21 protein-coding genes and 1 tRNA gene are annotated in these 22,120 nt (G+C 66.9%); 9 read left to right on the plus strand and 13 right to left on the minus strand.

The genetic code is table 11. The annotated features are described in order from the left end of the window. Positions 1–93 precede the first annotated feature (93 nt). The 4 genes from htpX to def all read right to left on the minus strand — a co-directional run bounded on the left by htpX (position 94) and on the right by def (position 3,330). Positions 94–951, minus strand: a complete 858-nt coding sequence (gene htpX / locus CFB45_RS17515; RefSeq protein WP_011353570.1) for a zinc metalloprotease HtpX — start codon at positions 949–951, stop codon at positions 94–96. 101 nt (positions 952–1,052) lie between these two features. Continuing rightward, a complete protein-coding gene (locus CFB45_RS17520; RefSeq protein WP_089426594.1) occupies positions 1,053–1,688 on the minus strand; it encodes a LysE family translocator in 636 nt (211 codons plus the stop codon). 120 nt (positions 1,689–1,808) lie between these two features. Continuing rightward, positions 1,809–2,792 carry a methionyl-tRNA formyltransferase gene (fmt, locus tag CFB45_RS17525; RefSeq protein WP_089426595.1) on the minus strand — a complete coding sequence of 328 codons (984 nt, stop codon included), beginning with the start codon at positions 2,790–2,792 and terminating at the stop codon, positions 1,809–1,811. A gap of 34 nt (positions 2,793–2,826) precedes the next feature. Further along, positions 2,827–3,330, minus strand: coding sequence for a peptide deformylase (gene def / locus CFB45_RS17530; RefSeq protein WP_006477461.1), 504 nt, complete (start codon positions 3,328–3,330; stop codon positions 2,827–2,829). A gap of 185 nt (positions 3,331–3,515) precedes the next feature. Between def and dprA the strand changes: the two genes are divergently transcribed. From dprA to CFB45_RS17545, 3 genes are all read left to right on the plus strand, one after another. Further along, complete coding sequence (gene dprA, locus CFB45_RS17535) at positions 3,516–4,862, plus strand: DNA-processing protein DprA (protein WP_256978250.1); 1,347 nt, start codon at positions 3,516–3,518, stop codon at positions 4,860–4,862. A gap of 36 nt (positions 4,863–4,898) precedes the next feature. Further along, positions 4,899–5,279 carry a thioredoxin family protein gene (locus CFB45_RS17540; RefSeq protein WP_039353754.1) on the plus strand — a complete coding sequence of 127 codons (381 nt, stop codon included), beginning with the start codon at positions 4,899–4,901 and terminating at the stop codon, positions 5,277–5,279. 192 nt (positions 5,280–5,471) lie between these two features. Beyond that, positions 5,472–8,069: a DNA topoisomerase III gene (locus tag CFB45_RS17545; RefSeq protein ID WP_089426597.1), complete on the plus strand. Its 2,598-nt coding sequence runs from the start codon at positions 5,472–5,474 to the stop codon at positions 8,067–8,069. 126 nt (positions 8,070–8,195) lie between these two features. On the opposite strand, the gene CFB45_RS17550 is transcribed toward CFB45_RS17545, so the two are convergent. Next, on the minus strand, positions 8,196–9,245 hold the full coding sequence (locus CFB45_RS17550; RefSeq protein WP_089426598.1) for a LysR family transcriptional regulator: 1,050 nt from the start codon (positions 9,243–9,245) through the stop codon (positions 8,196–8,198). A gap of 426 nt (positions 9,246–9,671) precedes the next feature. Between CFB45_RS17550 and CFB45_RS17555 the strand changes: the two genes are divergently transcribed. After that, positions 9,672–10,685 (plus strand): D-2-hydroxyacid dehydrogenase family protein, encoded by a 1,014-nt coding sequence (locus CFB45_RS17555; RefSeq protein ID WP_089426599.1) that lies wholly within the window; start codon positions 9,672–9,674, stop codon positions 10,683–10,685. A gap of 58 nt (positions 10,686–10,743) precedes the next feature. On the opposite strand, the gene CFB45_RS17560 is transcribed toward CFB45_RS17555, so the two are convergent. Next, the gene (locus tag CFB45_RS17560) at positions 10,744–11,610 is read right to left on the minus strand and encodes a patatin-like phospholipase family protein (protein WP_089426600.1); all 867 of its coding nucleotides are present in this window, start codon (positions 11,608–11,610) and stop codon (positions 10,744–10,746) included. An 8-nt stretch (positions 11,611–11,618) separates the two neighbouring features. Continuing rightward, on the minus strand, positions 11,619–12,023 hold the full coding sequence (locus tag CFB45_RS17565) for a PaaI family thioesterase (RefSeq protein WP_059232891.1): 405 nt from the start codon (positions 12,021–12,023) through the stop codon (positions 11,619–11,621). A gap of 191 nt (positions 12,024–12,214) precedes the next feature. On the opposite strand from CFB45_RS17565, the gene CFB45_RS17570 reads away from it, so the two are divergent. Together CFB45_RS17570 and CFB45_RS17575 are read left to right on the plus strand one after the other, a co-directional pair. After that, a tRNA-Lys gene (locus CFB45_RS17570) sits at positions 12,215–12,290 on the plus strand. Positions 12,291–12,477: 187 nt separating this feature from the next. Beyond that, positions 12,478–13,527 carry a DUF3592 domain-containing protein gene (locus tag CFB45_RS17575; RefSeq protein ID WP_089426601.1) on the plus strand — a complete coding sequence of 350 codons (1,050 nt, stop codon included), beginning with the start codon at positions 12,478–12,480 and terminating at the stop codon, positions 13,525–13,527. Between the two features lie 54 nt (positions 13,528–13,581). On the opposite strand, the gene CFB45_RS17580 is transcribed toward CFB45_RS17575, so the two are convergent. After that, positions 13,582–14,196, minus strand: coding sequence for a CGNR zinc finger domain-containing protein (locus tag CFB45_RS17580; protein WP_089426602.1), 615 nt, complete (start codon positions 14,194–14,196; stop codon positions 13,582–13,584). A gap of 81 nt (positions 14,197–14,277) precedes the next feature. Between CFB45_RS17580 and CFB45_RS17585 the strand changes: the two genes are divergently transcribed. After that, the gene (locus CFB45_RS17585) at positions 14,278–15,093 is read left to right on the plus strand and encodes an alpha/beta fold hydrolase (protein ID WP_089426603.1); all 816 of its coding nucleotides are present in this window, start codon (positions 14,278–14,280) and stop codon (positions 15,091–15,093) included. 39 nt (positions 15,094–15,132) lie between these two features. Here the strand turns inward: CFB45_RS17585 and CFB45_RS17590 are convergent, their stop codons facing one another. The 3 genes from CFB45_RS17590 to CFB45_RS17600 are packed head-to-tail and all read right to left on the minus strand — an operon-like array spanning position 15,133 to position 17,365. After that, entirely contained in the window at positions 15,133–15,891 is a 759-nt protein-coding gene (locus CFB45_RS17590) for an amino acid ABC transporter ATP-binding protein (protein WP_089426604.1), read from the minus strand. Beyond that, positions 15,888–16,568 carry an amino acid ABC transporter permease gene (locus tag CFB45_RS17595; protein WP_089426605.1) on the minus strand — a complete coding sequence of 227 codons (681 nt, stop codon included), beginning with the start codon at positions 16,566–16,568 and terminating at the stop codon, positions 15,888–15,890. Before CFB45_RS17595 ends, CFB45_RS17590 begins: the two co-directional genes overlap by 4 nt. 14 nt (positions 16,569–16,582) lie before the next feature. Then, positions 16,583–17,365, minus strand: coding sequence for an amino acid ABC transporter substrate-binding protein (locus tag CFB45_RS17600; RefSeq protein WP_043185191.1), 783 nt, complete (start codon positions 17,363–17,365; stop codon positions 16,583–16,585). A gap of 325 nt (positions 17,366–17,690) precedes the next feature. Between CFB45_RS17600 and CFB45_RS17605 the strand changes: the two genes are divergently transcribed. Then, positions 17,691–17,966: a hypothetical protein gene (locus CFB45_RS17605; RefSeq protein ID WP_089426606.1), complete on the plus strand. Its 276-nt coding sequence runs from the start codon at positions 17,691–17,693 to the stop codon at positions 17,964–17,966. An 88-nt stretch (positions 17,967–18,054) separates the two neighbouring features. On the opposite strand, the gene phnY is transcribed toward CFB45_RS17605, so the two are convergent. Both phnY and phnA read right to left on the minus strand, forming a co-directional pair. Further along, entirely contained in the window at positions 18,055–19,509 is a 1,455-nt protein-coding gene (phnY, locus tag CFB45_RS17610) for a phosphonoacetaldehyde dehydrogenase (protein ID WP_089426607.1), read from the minus strand. A gap of 29 nt (positions 19,510–19,538) precedes the next feature. Beyond that, the gene (phnA, locus tag CFB45_RS17615) at positions 19,539–20,777 is read right to left on the minus strand and encodes a phosphonoacetate hydrolase (protein ID WP_047852694.1); all 1,239 of its coding nucleotides are present in this window, start codon (positions 20,775–20,777) and stop codon (positions 19,539–19,541) included. 208 nt (positions 20,778–20,985) lie between these two features. On the opposite strand from phnA, the gene CFB45_RS17620 reads away from it, so the two are divergent. Then, on the plus strand, positions 20,986–22,041 hold the full coding sequence (locus CFB45_RS17620) for a putative 2-aminoethylphosphonate ABC transporter substrate-binding protein (protein WP_089426608.1): 1,056 nt from the start codon (positions 20,986–20,988) through the stop codon (positions 22,039–22,041). Positions 22,042–22,120: the final 79 nt, after the last annotated feature.

Raw genomic sequence — 22,120 nt, forward strand, 5'->3', positions numbered from 1 at the left:
TACGGCACGCGCAAATGAAACACCCCGCAGCGCGAAGCGTGCGGGGTGGTGTGACGGCCCCCGCGCGGCAACTGCCGCACGGTGTGCCGTGGCTTAGTCGAAGCGGCCGGTACGCGCCATCTCCATCAGGCGCGCGATGCGCTCCTCGGTGGCCGGGTGCGTCGAGAACAGATTCTGCAGGCCGCCACCGTGCAGCGGGTTCATGATCATCATCTGCGCGGTGGCCGGATGCTGCTCGGCCGCCTGGAACGGGATGCCCGCCGCATAGCGATGGATCTTGTCGAGCGCGGTCGCGAGCGATTGCGGATCGCCGGAAATCTGCGCGCCGCCGCGGTCGGCCTCGAACTCGCGAGCCCGCGAAATCGCCATCTGGATCAACGCGCCTGCGATCGGTGCGAGCAGCGCGACCGCGATACCCGCGATCGGGTTGGCCGGCCGGCCGTTCTCGTCGCGCCCGCCGAAGAACATCGCGAAGTTCGCGATGGCCGAGATCGCGCCCGCCATCGTCGCGGTGATCGTCGAGATCAGGATGTCGCGGTGCTTCACGTGCGCAAGCTCGTGCGCCATCACGCCGCGCATCTCGCGCTCCGACAGCACGCGCAGGATGCCCGTTGTCGCGGCGACGGCCGCGTGCTCGGGGTTGCGGCCCGTTGCGAACGCATTCGGCGCATCCTCGTTGATCAGGTAGACGCGCGGCATCGGCAGGTTCGCGCGCGTGGCCAGCTCGCGCACCATCCGGTAGAACTGCGGCGCCGTGTTCTCGTCGACTTCCTGCGCGTTGTACATGCGCAGCACCATCTTGTCCGAGAACCAGTAAGAGAAGAAATTCATGCCGAGCGCGAACAGCAGCGCGATCGTCATGCCCCGCGAGCCGCCGATCATCCCGCCGATCACGATGAACAGGGCCGTGATCGCGGCCATCAGCATCGCCGTTTTGACCCAATTGAACATACCCACTCCTTATCCGTCAGGGGACCCGCCGCGCATCAAAAGGGCACGGCGGAAAATTGTAAGCGTTTTGTTAGATAAGGTCTTGCCGGAAAAATTCAATCTCACCGTTGCGATGTTGCAAGACGAAGACCGAGGCCGACGAAAGCGCTGCCGACCGTGCGGTCAAGCCACTTCTTGACGCCCGGCTTGCCGGAGAAGCGTGCCGTGACACTGCCCGCGACCCACGCGACGAGGCTGGTCCACACCGTGCTCATCACGACGAACACACCGCCGAGGGTCAGGAACGCCCATGCCTTGTGCGGGCTGTCGGCCGACACGAACTGCGGGAAGAACGACACGAAGAACAGCACGACCTTCGGGTTCAGCACGTTGGTCCAGAAGCCCTGCATGAACAGCTGGCGCAGCGGCTTCGCGGCTTGCGTGGCCGCCGTGCCCGACGGCTCGGCCGCCTGCTTCGCGATGATCATCCGCACGCCCAGGTAGATCAGGTAGGCGGCGCCGACCAGCTTGATCACCGTGAATGCGGCAGCCGACGCCGCGAGCAGCGCGGTCAGGCCGAATGCGCAGGCGAGCGCGTGAACGCAGCAGCCGGCCGAAATGCCGAACGCCGACATCAGCCCCGCGCCGCGGCCCTGCGCGACGCTGCGGCCGACGATATAGGCCGTATCGGGGCCGGGCGTGACGTTCAGCAGGAAGACTGCCAGCACGAAGAAGCCGAAATGGGTGATGCCGAACATGAAAACCTCGAAACCGGGGAGCGCAGGGAAATTCTACGCGCGCCTGCCGCGCCGCGCGACTCGACCATCCGGCCGATTGCGCACGCCCGGCAGGCCGTGTCGAATGGCGGTCAGGCAGCGTCAGGCAACGTCGGTCAGCGCGAAACGCTGGCCCGCGGCGAGCGGCGAGCCGGCCAGGAATTCGCGCGCGGGCAGCCGCTTGCCGCCCGGCTTCTGCAACTGCGTGACGCGCAGCGCACCGCTGCCGCACGCGACGACCACGCCTTCCGGCGCGGCTTCGACGATCGTGCCGGGCGCCGCGTCGCCGCGCGCCGCCACCGGCTCGGCTGCCCACAGCTTGATCGCCGCGCCGTCGAGCGTCGCGACGCCGCCCGGGAACGGATCGAACGCACGCACCTGGCGCGCAAGCACGTCGGCCGGCTTGCGCCAGTCGAGCGCCGCTTCGTGCTTGCCGATCTTTTCCGCATAGGTCACGCCGTCGGCCGGCTGCGGTGTCGCCGGCAGCACGCCGTCGCGCTCGAGCTGCACGAGCGCGTCGACGATCAGTCGCGCGCCTTCGGCGGCGAGCCGGTCGTGCAGCGTCGCGGTCGTCTCGTCGGGCGCGATCGCGATGCGCGCTTCCTCGATCATCGCGCCGGTGTCGAGGCCGATGTCCATCTGCATCAGCGTGACGCCCGTCTCGGCATCGCCGGCCTCGATCGCGCGGTGGATCGGCGCGGCGCCGCGCCAGCGCGGCAGCAGCGACGCGTGAATGTTGATGCAGCCGGCGCGCGGAATGTCGAGCACTTCCTGCGGCAGCAGCAGGCCGTAGGCGGCGACCACCATCACGTCATGCGGCGTCGAGCGCAGCAGCTCGATCGCGTCGGCCGCCTCGGCCGGGTACTTGCCCGCGCGGCGCAGCGACGGCGGTTGCGCGACGGGCATCCCGTGCTCGACGGCATAGCGCTTCACCGCGCTCGCCTGCAGTTTCATCCCGCGCCCGGCAGGGCGATCGGGCTGGGTGAGCACGAGCGGCACCGGAAAACCGGCCTCGTGGATCGCGGCGAGGGCAGCCGCGGCGAATTCCGGCGTGCCGGCAAAAACTACGCGCAACGTATGGGTCATGACAGCGTTCGGGGTCGGGCAAGGCGAACGCGCGTTACATCGCGCGTTCGAGTTTCTTCATCTTCGTCTTGATGCGCGTCTGCTTGAGCGGCGACAGGTATTCGACGAACACGCGCCCCATCAGGTGATCCATCTCGTGCTGGACGCACACGGCCAGCAGGCCCTCGCAGTCGAGCTCGAAAGTCTCGCCCTGCTCGTTGAGCGCGCGCACGCGCACATGATCGGGACGCTCGACTTCGTCGTAGATGCCGGGCACCGACAGGCAGCCCTCTTCATAGATCTGCTTTGCATCGCTCGACCACACGATCTCCGGGTTGATGAACGCGCGCAGCTCGTTCTTCTCCTCGGAGACGTCGATCACGATCACGCGCTCGTGCACGTCGACCTGCGTGGCGGCAAGGCCGATCCCTGGCGCCGCATACATGGTCTCGGCCATGTCGGCGACGAGCTTGCGGATCCGGTCGTCGACCTTGTCGACGGGCTTCGCGACCTTGTGCAGCCGCTTGTCGGGGTAATGAAGAATATTGAGTAAAGCCATGGCGTTCGGTATTCGGTGGAGCGGCGTGCCGCATCGGCCATCCGGCCGGCTGGCGCTGCTGCCGGGATGCAATGAAGATGAGGCGGACGCGCGGCGAATCAATGCCGCGGATCACGCCTCCTGCAATTGGCCGGGCGCCTGCGCGCGCGGCCCTGTCGAGTATTTCGGATGATGAAAATTTTATCATGGCGCCACGCGGTCCGCTGGCCACCGCATTCGAGGGGCGCCTCATGTCGCCGCAAGCGCTGAGCCCCTCCGCCGTGCGCGCGTGGCTGCAGCTCGCGCATGCGCCCGGCCTCGCCCCGGCCGCACTGCAGGCACTGCTCGATGCGTTCAGCTCGCCGGACGCGCTGCTGCGTGCGCCCGACCACGCCATCACCGCCGTCACCAGCGCCGCCGCCGCCCTGGCCGTGCGCGCAAGCGAGCGCGGCGATCTCGACGCGCGCACCGACGCCGCGCTTGCGTGGCTCGACGCGCCGGGCAATGCGCTCGTCACGCTCAACGATCCGGCCTACCCGTCGCGGCTGCGCGACCTGCACGATCCGCCGCTGCTGCTATATGTAAAGGGCCGGCTCGACCTGCTGCACGCGCGCAGCCTCGCCGTGGTCGGCAGCCGCCACGCCACGCCGCAAGGGCTCGCCGACGCAACGCACTTCGCGCGCGAACTGTCCGACGCCGGGCTGCCGATCGTATCGGGCCTCGCGCTCGGGATCGACGCGGCCGCACATCGTGGCGGGCTCGACGGCCGGTCGGGCACGGTCGCGGTGATCGCGACCGGCGCCGATCTCGTCTACCCGGCGCGGCACCGCGCGCTCGCCCACGAGATCGCCGCGCACGGCGCGATCGTGTCGGAATGGCCGCTCGCCACGCCGGCCCGCGCCGCCCACTTCCCGCAGCGCAACCGGCTGATCGCCGCGCTCGCGATCGGCGCGCTCGTCGTCGAGGCCGCGCCGCGCTCCGGCTCGCTGATCACCGCGCGGCTCGCGAACGAACTGGGGCGCGATGTGTTCGCGATGCCGGGTTCGATCCATGCGCCGCTGGCGCAGGGCTGCCACGCATTGATTCGCGACGGCGCGAAGCTCACGGCGGCGCCGCTCGACGTGCTCGAGGAATACGGGTTGGGTGAATCGAAGGCCGGCACGGCGAGCGGTGCGGCGCGTTCCGGGCATCCGTGCGCGGGCACCGGCAGCCTCCGCGAAACCGAAACCGCCACTCAGCGTGCCGCGGCCGATGTTATCCACAATGGCGATGCCGTTCCGGCCACCGCGTCCGCCCGAGACGAAGCACCGTCGCCGGCGCCACCGCTGCCCGCCGCCCCGGCAGAGCAGGCCGTGCTTGCCGCATTGGGATACGGCCCCGTCACCTACGAATGGATCGCCGAGCACAGCAGCCTGCCTGACGACGTGCTGCACCGCGCGCTGCTGGCGCTGGAACTGGCCGGCCGCGTCGCCAGCCTCCCCGGCGGGCGCTTCGCGCGGCTTGACGCAGCGCGCACCTCGCCCGGGGACGGCGTGCTACATTCCCCCGCATAGGGGCGGCAAGGCCGCCGACGATACCCAAGGAAACCCATGCCCGCGCTGAATCTCGACACCGATGCGGATCGGATCGCCGAGCGCCTCGCCGATCCCGGCACGTTGCTCGTCGCCTGCCTGTGCGCCGAGTGGTGCGGCACGTGCCGCGACTACCGGACGGCCTTCGACCAGCTCGCCGACGCGCATCCGGACGCCTGCTTTGCCTGGATCGACATCGAAACGCATGCCGATCAGCTCGACGATCTCGACGTCGAGAACTTCCCGACCATCCTGATCGAAGATACCCACACCGCCCGCTTCTTCGGCACGGTGCTGCCGCATGCGGCGATCGTCGAGCGGATGCTGTCCGACCTGAGCGCGGTACCCGGTGCGCCGCACGCACCGAAATTGCGCAACATCCTGGCCGTCGAAGCCTGAATTCGCGAGCCGGCCGGTGGTTTAGCGCGCGTTTGCGCGCCCCGCCGCGCCGGGCGCTTGCCGCCGTTGCGCCCCCCCTCTATGATGAGCCGCTTTTTACGCGCTGAGCCGCCATTGCTGCGGCGTGTGCTATAAAGCGGTCGTAAAAGGGACCCACAACCGGCGAACCCGGTCTACCAACACACACCTGTCATGTCCAAAGCACTGATCATTGCGGAAAAGCCTTCTGTCGCGAACGACATCGCACGCGCTTTGGGCGGCTTTACCAAGCATGACGAGTATTACGAGAGCGACGATTTCGTCCTTTCGTCCGCTGTCGGCCACCTGCTGGAAATCGCCGCCCCGGAAGAGTACGAGGTCAAGCGCGGGAAATGGAGCTTCGCGCATCTGCCCGTCATCCCCCCGCATTTCGACCTGAACCCGATCGCAAAAAGCGAGTCGCGCCTCAAGGTGCTCACCAAGCTGTTGAAGCGCAAGGACGTCGACCGCCTGATCAACGCATGTGACGCGGGGCGCGAGGGCGAGCTGATTTTCCGCCTGATCGCGCAGCATGCGAAGGCGAAGCAGCCGGTCCAGCGCCTGTGGCTGCAGTCGATGACCCCGCAGGCGATCCGCGACGGCTTCGCGAACCTGCGCAGCGACGCGGACATGCTGCCGCTCGCCGACGCCGCACGCTGCCGCTCGGAAGCCGACTGGCTCGTCGGGATCAACGGCACCCGCGCGATGACCGCGTTCAACAGCAAGGGCGGCGGCTTCTTCCTGACGACAGTGGGCCGCGTTCAGACGCCAACGTTGTCGATCGTCGTCGAACGTGAAGAGAAAATCCGCCGCTTCGTCCCGCGCGACTACTGGGAAGTGAAGGCCGAATTCGCGTGCGCGGGCGGCTTCTACGAAGGCAAGTGGTACGACCCTAAATTCAAGCGCGACGAATTCGATCCGGAAAAGCGCGACTCCCGCCTGTGGAGCCTGCCGGCGGCCGAAACGATCGTCGCCGCGTGCCGCGACCAGATCGGCACGGTCTCCGAGGAATCGAAGCCGTCGACGCAGCTGTCGCCGCTGCTGTTCGACCTGACGAGCCTGCAGCGTGAAGCGAACAGCCGCTTCGGCTTCTCCGCGAAGAACACGCTCGGCCTCGCGCAGGCGCTGTATGAAAAGCACAAGGTGCTGACCTACCCGCGTACCGACGCGCGCGCGCTGCCGGAAGACTACCTGTCGACGGTCCAGTCCACGCTCGAGATGCTCAAGGAGAGCAACAACTACCTGCCGCACGCGAAGCAGGTGCTCGACAAGGGCTGGGTGAAGCCGAACAAGCGGATCTTCGACAACTCGAAGATCAGCGACCACTTTGCAATCATCCCGACGCTGCAGGCGCCGAAGTCGCTGTCCGAGCCGGAGCAGAAGCTGTACGACATGGTCGTGAAGCGCTTCCTCGCCGTGTTCTTCCCGGCCGCCGAATTCCGCGTCACGACGCGGATCACCGAAGTCGCCGGCCATCACTTCAAGACCGAAGGCAAGGTGCTGGTCGAGCCGGGCTGGCTGCAGGTGTACGGCCGCGACGCCGAAGGCGCGGATGCGAACCTCGTGCCGGTGCAGAAGGACGAGAAGGTGAAGACGGACGAAATCGCCGCCGTCGCGCTCGTCACGAAGCCGCCCGCACGCTACTCGGAAGCGACGCTGCTGTCCGCGATGGAAGGCGCGGGCAAGCTCGTCGAGGACGACGAACTGCGCGAGGCGATGGCCGCGAAGGGCCTCGGCACGCCGGCCACGCGCGCGGCGATCATCGAAGGCCTGCTCGGCGAGAAATACCTCGTGCGCGAAGGCCGCGAACTGATCCCGACCGCGAAGGCATTCCAGCTGATGACGCTGCTGCGCGGGCTCGGCGTGAAGGAACTCACCGCGCCCGAGCTTACCGGCGAATGGGAATACAAGCTGTCGCAGATGGAGCGCGGCAACCTCGGGCGCGAAGCGTTCATGCAGGAAATCGCCCGCATGACGCAGCAGATCGTCAAGCGCGCGAAGGAATACGATTCGGACACGATCCCCGGCGATTACGCGACGCTCGAGACGCCGTGCCCGAACTGCGGCGGCCAGGTGAAGGAAAACTACCGCCGCTTCGCGTGCACGAAGTGCGAGTTCTCGATCTCGAAGATCCCGGGCAGCCGGCAGTTCGAGATCGCGGAAGTCGAGGAGCTGCTGCGCGAGAAGACGATCGGCCCGCTGTCCGGCTTCCGCAGCAAGATGGGCCGCCCGTTCTCGGCGATCCTCAAGCTGTCCTTCGACGACGAGACGAAGAACTACAAGCTCGAGTTCGATTTCGGCCAGGACACCGGCGGTGAGGAAGGCGAAGCGCCCGACTTTTCCGCACAGGAGCCGGTCGGCGCGTGCCCGAAGTGCAAGGGCCGCGTGTTCGAGCACGGGATGAGCTACGTGTGCGAGCACTCGGTGGCCAACCCGAAGACCTGCGATTTCCGCTCGGGCAAGGTGATCCTGCAGCAGGAAATCACGCGCGAGCAGATGGGCAAGCTGCTGGCCGACGGCCGCACGGATCTGCTGCCGAACTTCAAGTCGTCGCGCACGGGACGCAACTTCAAGGCCTTCCTCGTGAAGCAGCCGGACGGCAAGATCGGCTTCGAGTTCGAGAAGAAGGAGCCGAAGGCCGCTGCCGCGAAGAAGACGGCAAAATCGGCGACGAAGGATGCCGAAACCGTGACGGAAGGCGCCGAAGAGAAACCGGCACCGGCCCGCAAGACCGCCGCCCGCAAGACGACGGCGCGCAAGACGGGCTCGTGACGGCCTGGCGGCCGGGCTCCCCGGCCATGCCGAACTCTGGCAGGCAGCCATAAAAAAACGCGGATCGATTGCTCGATCCGCGTTTTTCTTTGTGCCGGCGGCAACCGCCGCCAGGCCGTCGTGCCGTTACAGCGGCGACGGCGCCGCAACGCGCGTGCGCGGCGAACGCGGCAGACGCGGCGACAGGTTCGGGTCGGCCGCTTCCGGCTGCTCGGCACGTGTCTCGACACCGATCGGCGCGAGCGCCGAACTCTGCGCGGCCCACTGCTCGCCCATCGTCGCGTCGGTCGAGTGGCTGAAATGCTCGACGAGGTGGTCGATGAACGTGCGCACCTTCGCGGGCAGATGGCGCCGGCTCGGGTAAGCGATGTTGATCTCGACCTGCGGCAGCCGGAAATCCGGCAGCAGCCGCACGAGCGCGCCGCGCGCGATATCGCCGCCGATCAGGTAGCTCGGCAGAATCGCGACCCCCATCCCGAGCAGCGCGAACTGGCGCAGCATCGCGGTGTTGTTCGCGACGATCACATTGGTCGGGCGCACGCGCACTTCGCCGTCCGGCCCCGTGAACACACGCTCGTCACCCCAGTATTCGGTCGGCAGGCTCAGGCTCGGGTGCTCGGCGAGATGCTCCGGATGGGTCGGTACGCCGTGCTTCTCCAGATAGCTCGGCGTCGCGCACACGGTCATGCAGCCGGTGGTCAGGCGCCGCGTGACGATGCTCGCGCTGCGCATCTGGCGCGTGACGACGATGCCGACGTCGAAGCCTTCCTCGACGAGATCGACCTGCCGGTCGACCAGCGTGAGATCCGGCACCACTTTCGGGAAATTCTCCGTGTACGACTGCAACACGGGCGCGAGGTTGTGCAGGCCGAACACGACAGGCGCAACGATGCGCAACGTTCCGACCGGCTCGTGATTGCGCGCAACGACCATCTGCTCGACGTCCTCGAGCTCATCGAGGATCTGGCGAGCACGCTCCAGATAGACCTGGCCCGACTCCGTCAGGGAAAGGCTGCGCGTGGTGCGGTTCAGCAAACGCGTGCCGAGCCGGCCTTCCAGATCGGCGACGTGACGCGTCGCGACCGCGTTGGAGATATCCATTGCACTCGCGGCCCGCGCAAAACTGCCGAGATCTGCAACCTTGACGAACACGCGCATCGACTGCAAATGATCCATAAACGACTCCTGCCGCTGTTACAACTTCAAAAAGATGAAGCAAATGCGTAATTCTCCTACGACAGCGGAAATGATGCAGAGTTGCTCAACAAGGCCCCGGTTGACGATAAAAATAGTCAAAAATCCTCGCCTTATGCGGATAGTTGATCCAATTATTCTGATTGGAGCAACAATTGGGTGAACCTCGTCGAGTAAGTGGCCGAATCAGGAAGGACGTATTTGATGCGACACAACAGCGCACCCTTCCACCCGTCGCGCAAGCGGCGCCGGGTCAGGCCGCCGCCAATTGCGGCGGAGCGTAACAACCTGTTAAAAAGACACCATGAAGGCGGCCGACGTAGCATCATGTCGGCCCCGGCCGGGCGGGACGGGTGCGCGACGTGCGCCGCCGCCACCGCCGCTTTCAACGCGCGACACCCGCTCACCATGAAAATTGCCATCCTCGACGACTACCAGGACGCCGTCCGCAAGCTGAACTGCTTCGAGATGCTTGCCGACCACGACGTGAAGGTCTTCAACAATACGGTGCGCGGATTGGGACAGCTCGCCAGCCGTCTGGCGGAAGTCGAGGCGCTCGTGCTGATTCGCGAACGGACCCCGATTTCGTCGCAACTGCTCGCCAAGCTGCCGAACCTGCGCATGATCAGCCAGACCGGACGCATTTCGAGCCACATCGATCTCGAGGCGTGTACCGACCGCGGCATCGCCGTGCTCGAAGGCACCGGCTCGCCAATTGCCCCCGCGGAACTGACCTGGGCGCTCGTGATGGCCGCCCAGCGCCGCATTCCGCAATACGTCGCGAACCTGAAGCAAGGCGCGTGGCAACAGTCGGGCCTGAAGACGTCGGCGATGCCGCCGAACTTCGGCCTCGGCCAGGTGCTGCGCGGCCAGACGCTCGGCATCTGGGGCTACGGCAAGATCGGCCGGCTCGTCGCCGGCTACGGCAAGGCGTTCGGGATGAACGTGCTGATCTGGGGCCGCGAGCATTCGCTCGAGGCCGCGCGCGCCGACGGCTATACGGCCGCCGAAAGCCGCGAAGCGCTGTTCGAGCAGAGCGACGTGCTGTCGCTGCACCTGCGCCTGCATGACGACACGCGCGGGATCGTGAAGCAGGAAGACCTGATGCGGATGAAGCCGACGTCGCTGCTCGTCAACACGAGCCGTGCCGAATTGCTCGAGGAAAATGCACTGGTCAACGCGCTGTCGCACAACCGCCCGGGGATGGTCGCGATCGACGTGTTCGAGAGCGAGCCGATCCTGCAGGGCTACAGCCTGCTGCGGATGGAAAACGTGATCTGCACGCCGCACATCGGCTACGTCGAGCGCGAAAGCTACGAGCTCTACTTCAGCGCGGCATTCCGGAACATTCTGGCGTTCGACCAGGGCGACATGTCGAGCGTCGTCAACCCGGAAGCACTGACGCCGCGCCGCGTGCGCTGAGCGCCGCGGGCCGCGCCTGCCGCGCGGCCCCGCTTCCTGCTCCTCCTGCTTCCCGTCTTCAGGCGGCCACGCGGCCGCCCGTCATCGCGCCGACGCGCGTGAGGAAATGCTCGCCGTCGCGCCGCCCGAGGTCGTACGCATGCCGCATCTGCGACGGGCTCGTGTAATCCCAACTCGAAATCGGCACCTTGCTCGACGGCTGGACGTACAGCCGTCGCTGCTCGCCGTGCGCGACCGTGAACATCTGCGGGCGCGGGTACAGCCGCGTGACGAGCACCAGCACGTCGCCGGGCGTCGGGTCGAGCGCGTCGACCGGCACGTTGTCGACCATCCCGCCATCCAGCACGGGCCGGCCGCCGCGGCGCAGCACCGGCGTGAACGGCGGCGTGCAGGACGACTGCAGGATCAGATCGGCGAGATCGTCGACGCGCGCGCAGGCCTGCGCGCGCACGAATTCCGGCCGAAAGCCGAGCGAGCGCCCGAGCGTCGGGTGCAGCGTCTTGCGCACGTACTTCTCGATGTTGTACGCGACGAGCCCGGCGGCCACCGCGCTGCGCGCGCCGAGCCAGCGTGGCACATGCGACACGCCGATGCGGATCTCCGGCGCCGCGGCCAGCTTCGCGAACGGCTCGCCGTAGATGTCGAGCAGCGCCTGGCGGTAAATCCGGTAATGCGGAAACACGGGCTCGCGCCCGAACAGGTTGCCCCAGTACGCGTTCTTCCGGTTGTGGCGCAGCGCCTCTTCGTAATAGCGCATCACCCAGGCGGCGTCGCGCGTATACAGCATGCACGCGGTCGCCGCGCCGGCCGAGATGCCGGTGATCACGCGCGGGCGCAGGCCGAGCGCCGGCTGGGCGACGTCCCAGAAGCCAGCCTGCCACCAGCAGCGATTACCGCCGCCCGCAAAGACGATCTGGTCGAACATCGCGCCGCTCAGCTGACGAGCGCGTAGGTCGACGTCGCGTGAACGGCCATCTTGCCGTCCTCGTCGAACAGTTCGACTTCGCCGAACACGAGATTGCGGCCCATCCGCAGCACGCGTGCGGTGACGAGCACGTCGCCCTTGCGCACGGGCCGCATGAAGTTCGTGTTCAGCGATACGGTGGTCATCGGCCGGAACTCGCCGAGCGCGACCGAGATCGCGACCACCATCGCGGTGTCGGCGGCCGCCGTGAACACCTGGCCGCAGATGATGCCGCCCGAATGGCGGAATTCGCCGGAAAACGGCAGGCGCAGCGTGACGCTGTCGTCGCCGATCGACACGGGAACCAGACCGAGCGAGCGGACCCAGGGGGCCAGCAGGCGATCCAGCAATTCGCGGACTGCGTTTTCGTCCATCTTCGGGAAGCCCAGAAAGCGTTGCGCGACCGCCGCGCAACACGTGTGGCGTCATCATACCGGGAGCGCGAAAACTGCGATCGCTCGTGATCGGGCCGGCAACTGCCGTCGTGGTGACGAAATATTTTCAGGAAATTTGCAGAAAGGGCTTGCAAGACCCGAAATACCCGTGCATAATCTTTCTTCTGTTGGGGGCGTTAGCTCAGTTGGTAGAGCAGCGGACTCTTAATCCGTAGGTCGAGTGTTCGAGTCACTCACGCCCCACCAGGAATTCCGAAGCCCGGTTAGCGAAAGCTAACCGGGCTTTTTCCTTTTCCGCCGTCGCACGCGCGGCGCGCGTCCTGTCGCAGTACGCCATCGCACGCCTGTTCCACATCGTTTCCGCTAGAATCGTCCGACAAATATCACACGACCGGCGCAGGCACTGCCGTTTGCCCGCCGGCACTGAGAGAACATGGGACGTCAGACATGGAAGCATGTAACCGAGACGCGACCATTCAGAGAGCCTGGTTGCGCCGATATCGGCCGGTCCGTGAGGACACGCCATTCCCCCGATCACACCGGCATCCGCAGTGCGACGCACGAACCGGATCCGGCCATGCCGGGTAAGGACGCGCTTGTCGCCATGGCGCTCGGCGTCGTACTGCTCGTACTGGCAGGCGTGCTCGCCGTCACGACCGGCCAGGCGACCGGTCATCTGGTCCGCACGCCGGGCACGGTCGTCCGTATCGTGCAGGACAGCGACGCGATGCGCGCGTACCGGCCGATCGTCGCGTATCTCGCGAACGACGGCCAGCGCCGCGAGGTCGCTGGCAATACCGCGTCGACCACCCCCGCCTACGACATCGGCGAGAACGTCGAGGTCCTGCTCGATCCCGTCCATCCCGAGCGCCCCGCGCTGATCGACGATTTCGCGCAACGCTGGTTTCCGGCGGCGGTGGCGGCGCTGCTCGCCGTCGCGTCGTTCGCGATCGGCGCCCTGCTGATCGCCGGCAAGCGCCACCGCATGCAATCCGATGCGCCGCCCGCCCGGGCCGAGCGCAAGCAGGCGCGACGCCGCTGGGATATCGCGATCGTGCTGATTCCGATCACGATCGGCACGGGCTTCATTGCCGGTGCCGGCGCAGCCGGCCTGCGTCAGTGGCAGATCGCCCACCACTACGCGCGCTCAACCGGCCACGTCGTCGAGATCGCAAAAAATGCGCGATCGGCCCGCTCGCGCACGTCGCTGTATTCGGCGATCGTCGCGTTCACGACCGACAGCGGACGCCGGATCACGTTCGCCCAGGGCGCGGCGTCGTCGCATCCGGGCCTGCAGGAAGGCGAAGCGGTCAACGTGCTGTACGACCCCGTCACCCCCGAGCGCGCGGTCGTCGACCGCTTCTGGGATCGCTGGGGCCTCACGGCCATCCTGCTCGCAATCGGTGCGCCGTTCCTCGCGGCCGGGCTGTTCGTCGCCGCGACGCTGTGGCCGGAGCATCGGTCGCACGAGGTCGCCCCATGATGCTCGCGCGCCGGCCGCACATCGCGTGGCACGACAAGCGGTACGGCGCGCGCGTCACCGCTCCCTGAACGCCTCCACCTTCGCGCGGTTCCCGCATGTGCGCATGTCGCACCAGCGGCGCCCGACGCCGCGGCCGCGATCGACGAAGAACCACGTGCACCGGCCGCACTGCCTCACCCGCGCGAAATCGTCGCTGCGCAGCAGTTGCTCGAAGCCGAGTGCGGCCGCGTCGACCCAGCGCGACGCGGCACGCGCGTCGGGCCGCCACGCGAACCGGCCGTCGACCGCATCGAACGCGCTGCGCCCGATCGCCTCGCGAATCGCGACGGCGAGCCGGTCCGCCGCGCGCGCGCCGGTCGTGCCGCCGCCTCCGGCCGTCAGGTGCGAGATTGCCGTGTAGGCATCCTCGCGAAAGCGATGCAGCGCCGCCAGCGCGTCCGCGTCGTCCTGCCGCGCATGACGCAGCATCCGCGCCAGATCGGCCGGCGCCAGCAGCCCCGATCGTTCCGCCCACGCATGCACGGCCGGCCAGTCGACGAGCTTGTCCGCGTCGCGCGTCTTGCCCGTATCGGCCACCGTGTTGAGGAAATCGAGCGCCGGATGGCCGCCGACGAAATCGGCTGAACCCCATGCGTGCGCGGCCCGCGCGGACTCGTGTCGAGTAACCATTTATTTTCACCTATCGGTTTCATACCCGGGCAATCGGGAGTAACCTGTTAACAACCAAAACAGGTTAGCACGGAGAGGCCGATGCTCGAACTCGCCAACCGCTTCATTTTCGAAGGCCACCGGATTGCCTGGGGAACGATCGGCGAAGGCCCGCCGCTCGTGCTCGTGCACGGCACGCCGTTTTCGTCGCAGGTGTGGCGCCGGATCGCGCCGTGGCTCGCGCGGCGTCATCGCGTGTTCTTCTACGACCTGCTCGGTTACGGTCAGTCCGACATGCCGGACGCGGACGTGTCGCTCGGCCGCCAGAACAGGCTGTTCGGCGCGCTGCTCGACGAGTGGAACATCTCACGCCCCCGCGTACTCGCGCACGACTACGGCGGCGCAACCGTGCTGCGCGCGCACTTTCTCGACGGCGTCGCCTATGCGGATCTCACGCTCGTGAATCCGGTCGCGATCGCGCCGCAGGGTTCGCCGTTCGTGCGTCATGTCGCGCAGCACGAAGCCGCCTTCACCGGATTGCCCGCGTATGCGCATCACGCGCTGGTGTCGGCGTATCTCGGCAAGGCGGTCGCGCGGCCGCTGAGCGACGAGGCGCTGTCGATCTACCGCGCGCCGTGGCTCACGCCCGACGGGCAGGCCGCGTTCTATCGCCAGATCGCGCAGATGCGCCAGCGCTACATCGAGGAAGCCGAGGCCCGTTACGCGCCGCCGGACTTTCCGGTGCGCATCGTGTGGGGCGAGGACGACGCGTGGATTCCGCTCGAACAGGGGCAGGCGCTGGCCGATCGCATCGCACACGGCCAGCTGATTCGGGTGCCGGGCGCAGGCCATCTGGTGCAGGAAGATGCGCCGGAGGCGATCGTCGCGGCGGTGCTCGACGCATCAGCGCAAGGTTGACGCCAGCTGTAGCGCATGTCGCTTGTCACGTGTGCCGCGTCAGAACACCGGCACGCCCTGCGCGAGCGTCGAGATGAATTTCGCGGTACGCGGATCGCGCGGGTCGCCGAACAGGTCGCGCGACGCACCGGCTTCGACAACGCGGCCTTCCGCGAGAAACACCGCGTCGTGTGCAATCGATGCGGCCAGGCGCAGGTCGTGGGTGGCCATCAGCATCGTCGTGCCTTCCCGTGCGAGCTGGCGCAGCACCTCGACCACTTCGACGGACAGTTCCGGGTCGAGCGCCGACGTCGGCTCGTCGCACAACAGCACCTGCGGCGACGGCGCGAGCGCACGCGCGATCGCGACGCGTTGCTGCTGGCCGCCCGACAGCGTGCCGGGCCACGCGTCGGCCTTGTCCGCGATGCCGACCTTCTCGAGCAGCGCGAGCGCGCGTTCGCGGGCCCGCTCGCGCGGCCAGCGCTGCACGGTGACGAGCCCTTCCATCACGTTCTGCACGACGCTCAGGTGCGGAAACAGCTGGAAGTTCTGGAACACCATGCCGGTCTGGCGTCGCACCGCGAACACGGCATCGCGCGCCGGCCGGTGCGCCGGCGAGAAGTCGATGCGCGCGTCGCCGACCGTCAGCGTGCCCGCCTCGGGCACTTCGAGCAGGTTCACGCAACGCAGCAGCGTGCTCTTGCCGCTGCCGGACGGCCCGATCAGCGCCGTCACGCTGCCGGGTTGCAACGCGAGGTCGATCCCTTGCAGCACACGATGCGTGCCGAACGACTTGTCGATGCGTTCGAGCCTGATCATCGCAGTTCCGCCTGGAACAGCGCATGACGGCCGAAGCGGATTTCGAGGCGACGCTGCAGCGTGGACAGCACCGAGCTGAGCAGCAGATAGACCAGCGCGGCTTCCGTATAGAGAATCATCGGCTCGTAGGTCACGGCCGCGATCCGCTGCGCGGCCTGGAAGATTTCCGGCACGGTCAGCACGGCCGCGAGCGACGTGTCCTTCACGAGCGAAATGAACGAATTAGACAATGCGGGCAGCGCGACGCGCGCGGCCTGCGGCAGGATCGCGCGGCGCAGCGCCTGCGGGCGCGTCATCGCCATCGAGTACGCGGCTTCCCACTGCCCCTTCGGAATCGATTCGATCACGCCGCGGATCACCTCGGCGTTGTACGCGCCGACGTTCAGCGAGAAGCCGATCACCGCTGCCGTCAGCGGATCGAGCACGATGCCGACGCTCGGCAGCCCGTAGAAAATTACGAACAGCTGCACGAGCAGCGGCGAACCGCGAAACAGCCAGATGTAGAAACGGACGGCGGCCTGCGCCCAGCGCGGCCCGAACAGCCGCGTGAGCGCCGCGCCGAAGGCGAGCAACAGGCCGATCGCGAACGACGCGAGCGTGAGCGGCACCGTGAACACGAGCCCCGCGACGAGCAGGGGCCGCAGCGATTCCGCCATCAGGTGAAGCCAGGCCGGCATCGTTCAGCCTCGCGTCACGGCTGCGACACGTCGCGGCCGAAATACTTCTGCGAGATCTTCGCGTAGGTGCCGTCGGCCTTGATGTCCGCGAGCGCCTTGTCGATCGCGGCCACCAGCGCGGGGCTGCCCTTGCGCAGCAGCACGCCCGATGCGTCGCTCGCGCCGCCCGTGTCGGTCGCCGCGATCTTCAGCTTCGCGTCCGGCTTGTGCTTGCGGAAATCGAGGTACGACAGCGAATCGTTGATCGTCGCGTCGACGCGCCCCGAGCTCAGCAGGTCGATCGATTCGTTGAAGCCCTGCACGGGCACGACGTCCGCGCCGTGCGCGGCCGCGAGCTTGCCGAAATTGCTGGTCAGCGTGTTCGCGGATTTCTTGCCCTTGAGGTCGTCGAACGAGCGGATCGTCGTGTTGTCCGCACGCACGATCAGCACCGCGCGCGACGTGATGTACGGCGTCGAGAAATCGTATTTCGCCTTGCGCGCGTCGGTGATCGACACTTCGTTGACGACCGCGTCGTAGCGGTTCACGTCGAGGCCCGCGATCAGCCCGTCCCACTTGCCTTCGACGAACTGCGGCTTCACGCCGAGGCGCTGCGCGATCGCGGTCGCGATGTCGACGTCGAAGCCCGTCAGCTTGCCGGTTTCGTCGTGGTACGTGAACGGCGCGTACGTGCCTTCGGTACCGACCCGGAACACGCCGGACGACTTGATCTGCGACAGGTCGTCGGCAGCCAGCGCGCTCGTGACCGAAACGGCCTGCAGCATGGCGACGACCAGGATGGAGCGAAGGAATTTCATGGTGCGGACCCCGAATGATTGGAGGGAATGGTCCCGCGGCACATATATGCCGTTCGAGAGGTCCGCGAATTCTACCGACGCGTCGAGGCCCGGCAAAAACGCAAATCGGCTATCGATATGAGCGCGACGAATAACGCGCCGGCCAGCCCCCCTCATCCCTCAGATGAAATCCGTCGCGATGCAGCGCGGCAATGATCCGACGATTCGTTACCGGCGGTTACAGAAGCGACACCGTGGTATCACCCGTTCGGCATGCGCTACGTACCATGAAGGCAGGTCAACCTGTTGCTCGCGGGCCTTGCCCCGCGAACGGAGTGAACGGCAAATGAAACGCATCCTGTTCTCCAGTGCCGTCGGCCTCGCGGCCGCCTGCCTGTCGGCAGGCGCATTCGCGCACGCCGACGTCGGCGTGTACTTGGGCGTGCCGGGGCCGGTGATCGAGGCGCCGCCGCCTGTCTACTACACGCCGCCGCCCGTCGTGTACGAGCCGGCACCCGCCTATTACGGCCCGTACTACGGCGAATATCGCTATCGCCGCTACCGTCACGACAACGGCTGGCATCGCGGCTGGCGACATCACCACCACGACGACGACGATTGACCGTCGCCTGGCGGCCATCGCGGGCGCATCCGCCCGGGGAATCTCCGCGCGCCGGCCTTCGAGCCGGCGCGCGCGCATCACGCGTCGCTTACCACGGCAGCGAATACGTCTTCGTATTCGTGAAGCTCTTCATTGCTTCCTGCACGCCCTCCTTGTACCCGAGCCCCGAATCCTTCACGCCGCCGAACGGCGTCAGCTCGAGCCGGTAGCCCGGCACCTCGCGCACGTTCACGCTGCCGACTTCCAGCTCGGTGATGAAGCGCGTGATGTGGTCGAAGCGGTTCGTGCAGACCGATGACGACAGCGCATAGTCGGTGCTGTTCGACATCCGGATCGCGTCGTCGATGTCGCGAAAGCGCATGATCGGCGACACGGGGCCGAAGGTTTCGTACTTCACGAGCGGCATGTCGGGCGTCACGCGATCGATCACCGTCGGCGAATACAGCGCGCCGTTGCGCACGTTGCCGACCAGCAGCCGCGCACCGCGTGCGATTGCGTCATTCACCTGCTGCTCGCAGAACTTCGCGGCCGCTTCGTCGATCACCGTGCCCATGTCCACCGACGGATCGGCCGGGTTGCCGTACGACCACGCCCTGGTTTTCTCGACCACCAGCTCCGTGAAGCGATCGGCCACCGACTCGTGCACGAGCATCCGCTTGATCGCCGTGCAGCGCTGGCCCGAGTTTTTATACGAGCCCGATACCGCAAGCGTGCTCGCTTCGTCGAGGTCGGCATCTTCCATCACGATGATCGGATCGTTGCCGCCGAGTTCGAGCACCGCGCGCCGGTAGCCCATCCGCGACGCAATCGACTTGCCGATCGATACGCCGCCCGTGAACGTGATGAGATCGATCGCCGGGTTCGTGATCAGCTCGTCGGCAATCTCCTTCGGGTCGCCGGTGAGCACTTGCAGCATCTGCGGCGGCAGGCCGGCTTCGTACAGGATGTCCGCGAACAGGTAGCACGACAGCGGCACCTTCTCCGACGGCTTCACGACGATCCGGTTGTTGGTCGCGACCGACGGCACGATCTTGTGCGCGACCTGGTTCATCGGGTGATTGAACGGCGTGATCGCCGAGATCACGCCGAGCAGCGGATCGCGCTGCGTGTACACGCGGCGCTTCTTGCCGTGCGGAGTCAGGTCGCACGAGAAGATCTGCCCGTCGTCCTTCAGCACTTCCCCGGCACCGAACGTCAGCACGTCGGCCACGCGGCCCGCTTCGTACGTCGAATCCTTGATGCACAAGCCGGCCTCGGCCGTGATCAGCGCCGCGATCTCGGCGGTGCGCGAGCGCACGATGTCGGCCGCGCGGCGCAGGATCGCCGCGCGATCGTGGCGCGTCAGCGTCGGCCGGTAGGCACGTGCGGCGGCAAACGCGCGCCGCACGTCGTCCAGCGTCGCCTTCGGCACGGTGCCGACCAGCGCGCCGTCGTACGGGTTGCGCACTTCGATTACCGCGTCCCGATGAATCCGTTCCCCATCGATTCGCAGTGCTTCGCGACGAATCTCGCGGACGTCCGGCGATGCTGCAATGGCGTTCATGAGTGTGTCCCCTTACGGATGCGTGCGCATCACTGCAGATGGTTGAGCGCGATGTCGATGATGTCGAAGTTGCGCAGCCGCGCGCGGCCCGAGACGTCGCCGGCGACCGGCTTGCTGAAGATCAGCGGCACGATCTGCTCCGAGATCCCGCCGTGCGAGCGCAGCGGCACGTCGAGACCCGACAAGTCGTGCTTGATGCGGCGCGTGCCGAGCACGACGTCCTGCTTCGAGATCACGATCAGGTCGCCCATCCGCGCCGGCGGCAGCTCGAAGCGCGCGCAACCCTCGGCGCCCGTGAGCACGACCTCGATGCCGTCGACCGCGGCGAGCCGTGCGCGCAGCGCTTCGGCGTCGGCCGTCGCCGGCACGTAGACGGTCGCGAACGAGCCGAGCGCGCCGTGGTGCACGACGTACGGATCGGTGATCGGCAGGATCACGCGCGCCGCATCCTCGCCGAGCCACTCGTCGAACAGCTCCTGCAGGTAGATCACGTTCGGCTCGCCGGTTTCGTCGTCGTGCTTCGCATTCATTCCGTGGTCGGCCGTGATCGCGACGATCGCACCGAGCGCGTCGAGACGCTGCAGGTACGTGTCCATCATTGCGTAGAACGCGTTCGCGCCTTCCGTGCCGGGCGCGCACTTGTGCTGCACGTAGTCGGTGGTCGACAGGTACATCAGGTCGATCGGGCGCGTCTCGAGCAGGCGCACGCCGGCCGCGAACACGAATTCCGACAGGTCCGCGCTGTACACGCTCGGCACCGGCTTGCCGACCAGCTCGAGCACGTTGTCGATGCCGTTTTCCTCGATGCTCGCCTCATCGGCCTTTTCGGACGAGAAGCAGATGCCCTTCAGCCCCTTGCCGAGCAGGCGGCGCAGCTTGTCCTTCGCGGTGACGACCGCGACTTTCGCACCCTGCTCCGCGAAGGTCGCGAGCACGGTCGGTGCGACCAGGTACTTCGGATCGTTCATCAGCACCTCGGCGCCGGTGTCGCGATCGTAAAAGTAGTTGCCGCTTATCCCATGCACCGCCGGCGGCACGCCTGTCACGATCGACAGGTTGTTCGGGTTCGTGAAGCTCGGCACCACGCACTCGCCCTTGAGCGCCGTGCCCGGCTTCAGCAGCGTGCGCAGGAACGGTGCGACGCCGGCCTCGGCCGCTTCTTCCAGATATTCGTATGCGCAGCCATCGACGCAGACGACCACCACGGGCCGGCTCATCCAGTTGTAGCGGCGGCCGTTCACTTCCACGGATACAGGCGTTTCATTCATGACGTTCATTCCTTTCAGGTCGAAGGGGTGAGCCGTCGGCGCCCGCGCCGCGCCGAAGGGAGGTGTTTTCCATGCTTGACATTAAAATTGATGATTTGTAGATTGTCAACAACATGCAGAGAACAGAAAGCAAAACAACGGTGCAGCAAGAGGGCTGGTCTCCACTCATCCGCCGCGTGCCGCGGCGCCACAGTCAAGGGGTCTGAAGATGAACGAAGTGCCGGTAAACAAGCGTTTGAACGCATGGGCGGCGGGCGCGGCCCGTTTCGCGCTGGCCGCGGCGGTCGCGCTCGGCGCGGTGCAGGCGGCGCACGCGAAGACGTCGCTGCTCGTCTATACCGCGCTGGAAGACGAGGCGATGAAGCCCTACAAGGACGCGTTCGAGAAAGCGAACCCCGATATCGAGATCCGCTGGGTGCGCGACTCGACCGGCTCGGTCACCGCGAAGCTGCTCGCGGAGAAGAACAACCCGCGCGCGGACGTCGTGCTCGGCCTCGCTGCGTCGAGCCTGACGCTGCTCGACCTACAGGGGATGCTGATGCCGTACGCGCCGAAGGGCTTCGACCAGCTCACGCGCAAGTACAGCGACGCCAACACGCCGCCGCACTGGGTCGGCATGGACGTGTGGGGCGCGACGATCTGCTACAACCGCGTCGCCGCGCAGGCGAAGGGCATCCCGAAGCCCACGTCGTGGGAAGACCTGACGAAGCCCGTCTATAAAGGCGCGATCGTGATGCCGAGCCCGGTTTCGTCCGGCACCGGCTACCTCGACGTGACCGCGTGGCTGCAGACCTTCGGCGACGACAAAGGCTGGAAATTCATGGACGCGCTCGACAAGAACGTCGCGCAATACGTGCACTCGGGCTCGAAACCGTGCACGCTCGCCGGCACCGGCGAATTCCCGATCGGCATCTCGTTCGAGTTCCGCGGCCACGAACTGCAGTCGCAGGGCGCGCCGATCGATCTCGTGTTCCCGAAGGAAGGGCTCGGCTGGGACATGGAAGGCACCGCGATCATGAAGACGACGAAGCAGCCCGACGCCGCGAAGAAGCTGGCCGACTTCATGGCGAGCAAGGAGGCGAACCAGATCACCGCGCGCTGGTGGGCGATCGTCGCGTACCCGGGCGTCGCGCGCAAGCTGGCCGGCATCCCCGACAACTACTCGGACCTGCTCGTGAAGAACGACTTCGTGTGGTCGGCGAAGAACCGCCAGTCGATTCTCGATACGTGGCAGAAGCGCTACGGCGCGAAAGCGCAGCAGTAATACCGCGACCCGCCGCGGGGCCGCGCCGCGCGCCGCCCCGCGCCACCCTTTCCATCGTCGAATCCGGCCCCCGGGCCGC

This window comes from Burkholderia sp. HI2500, assembly GCF_002223055.1.
In the GTDB taxonomy this organism is placed as follows: Bacteria; Pseudomonadota; Gammaproteobacteria; order Burkholderiales; family Burkholderiaceae; genus Burkholderia.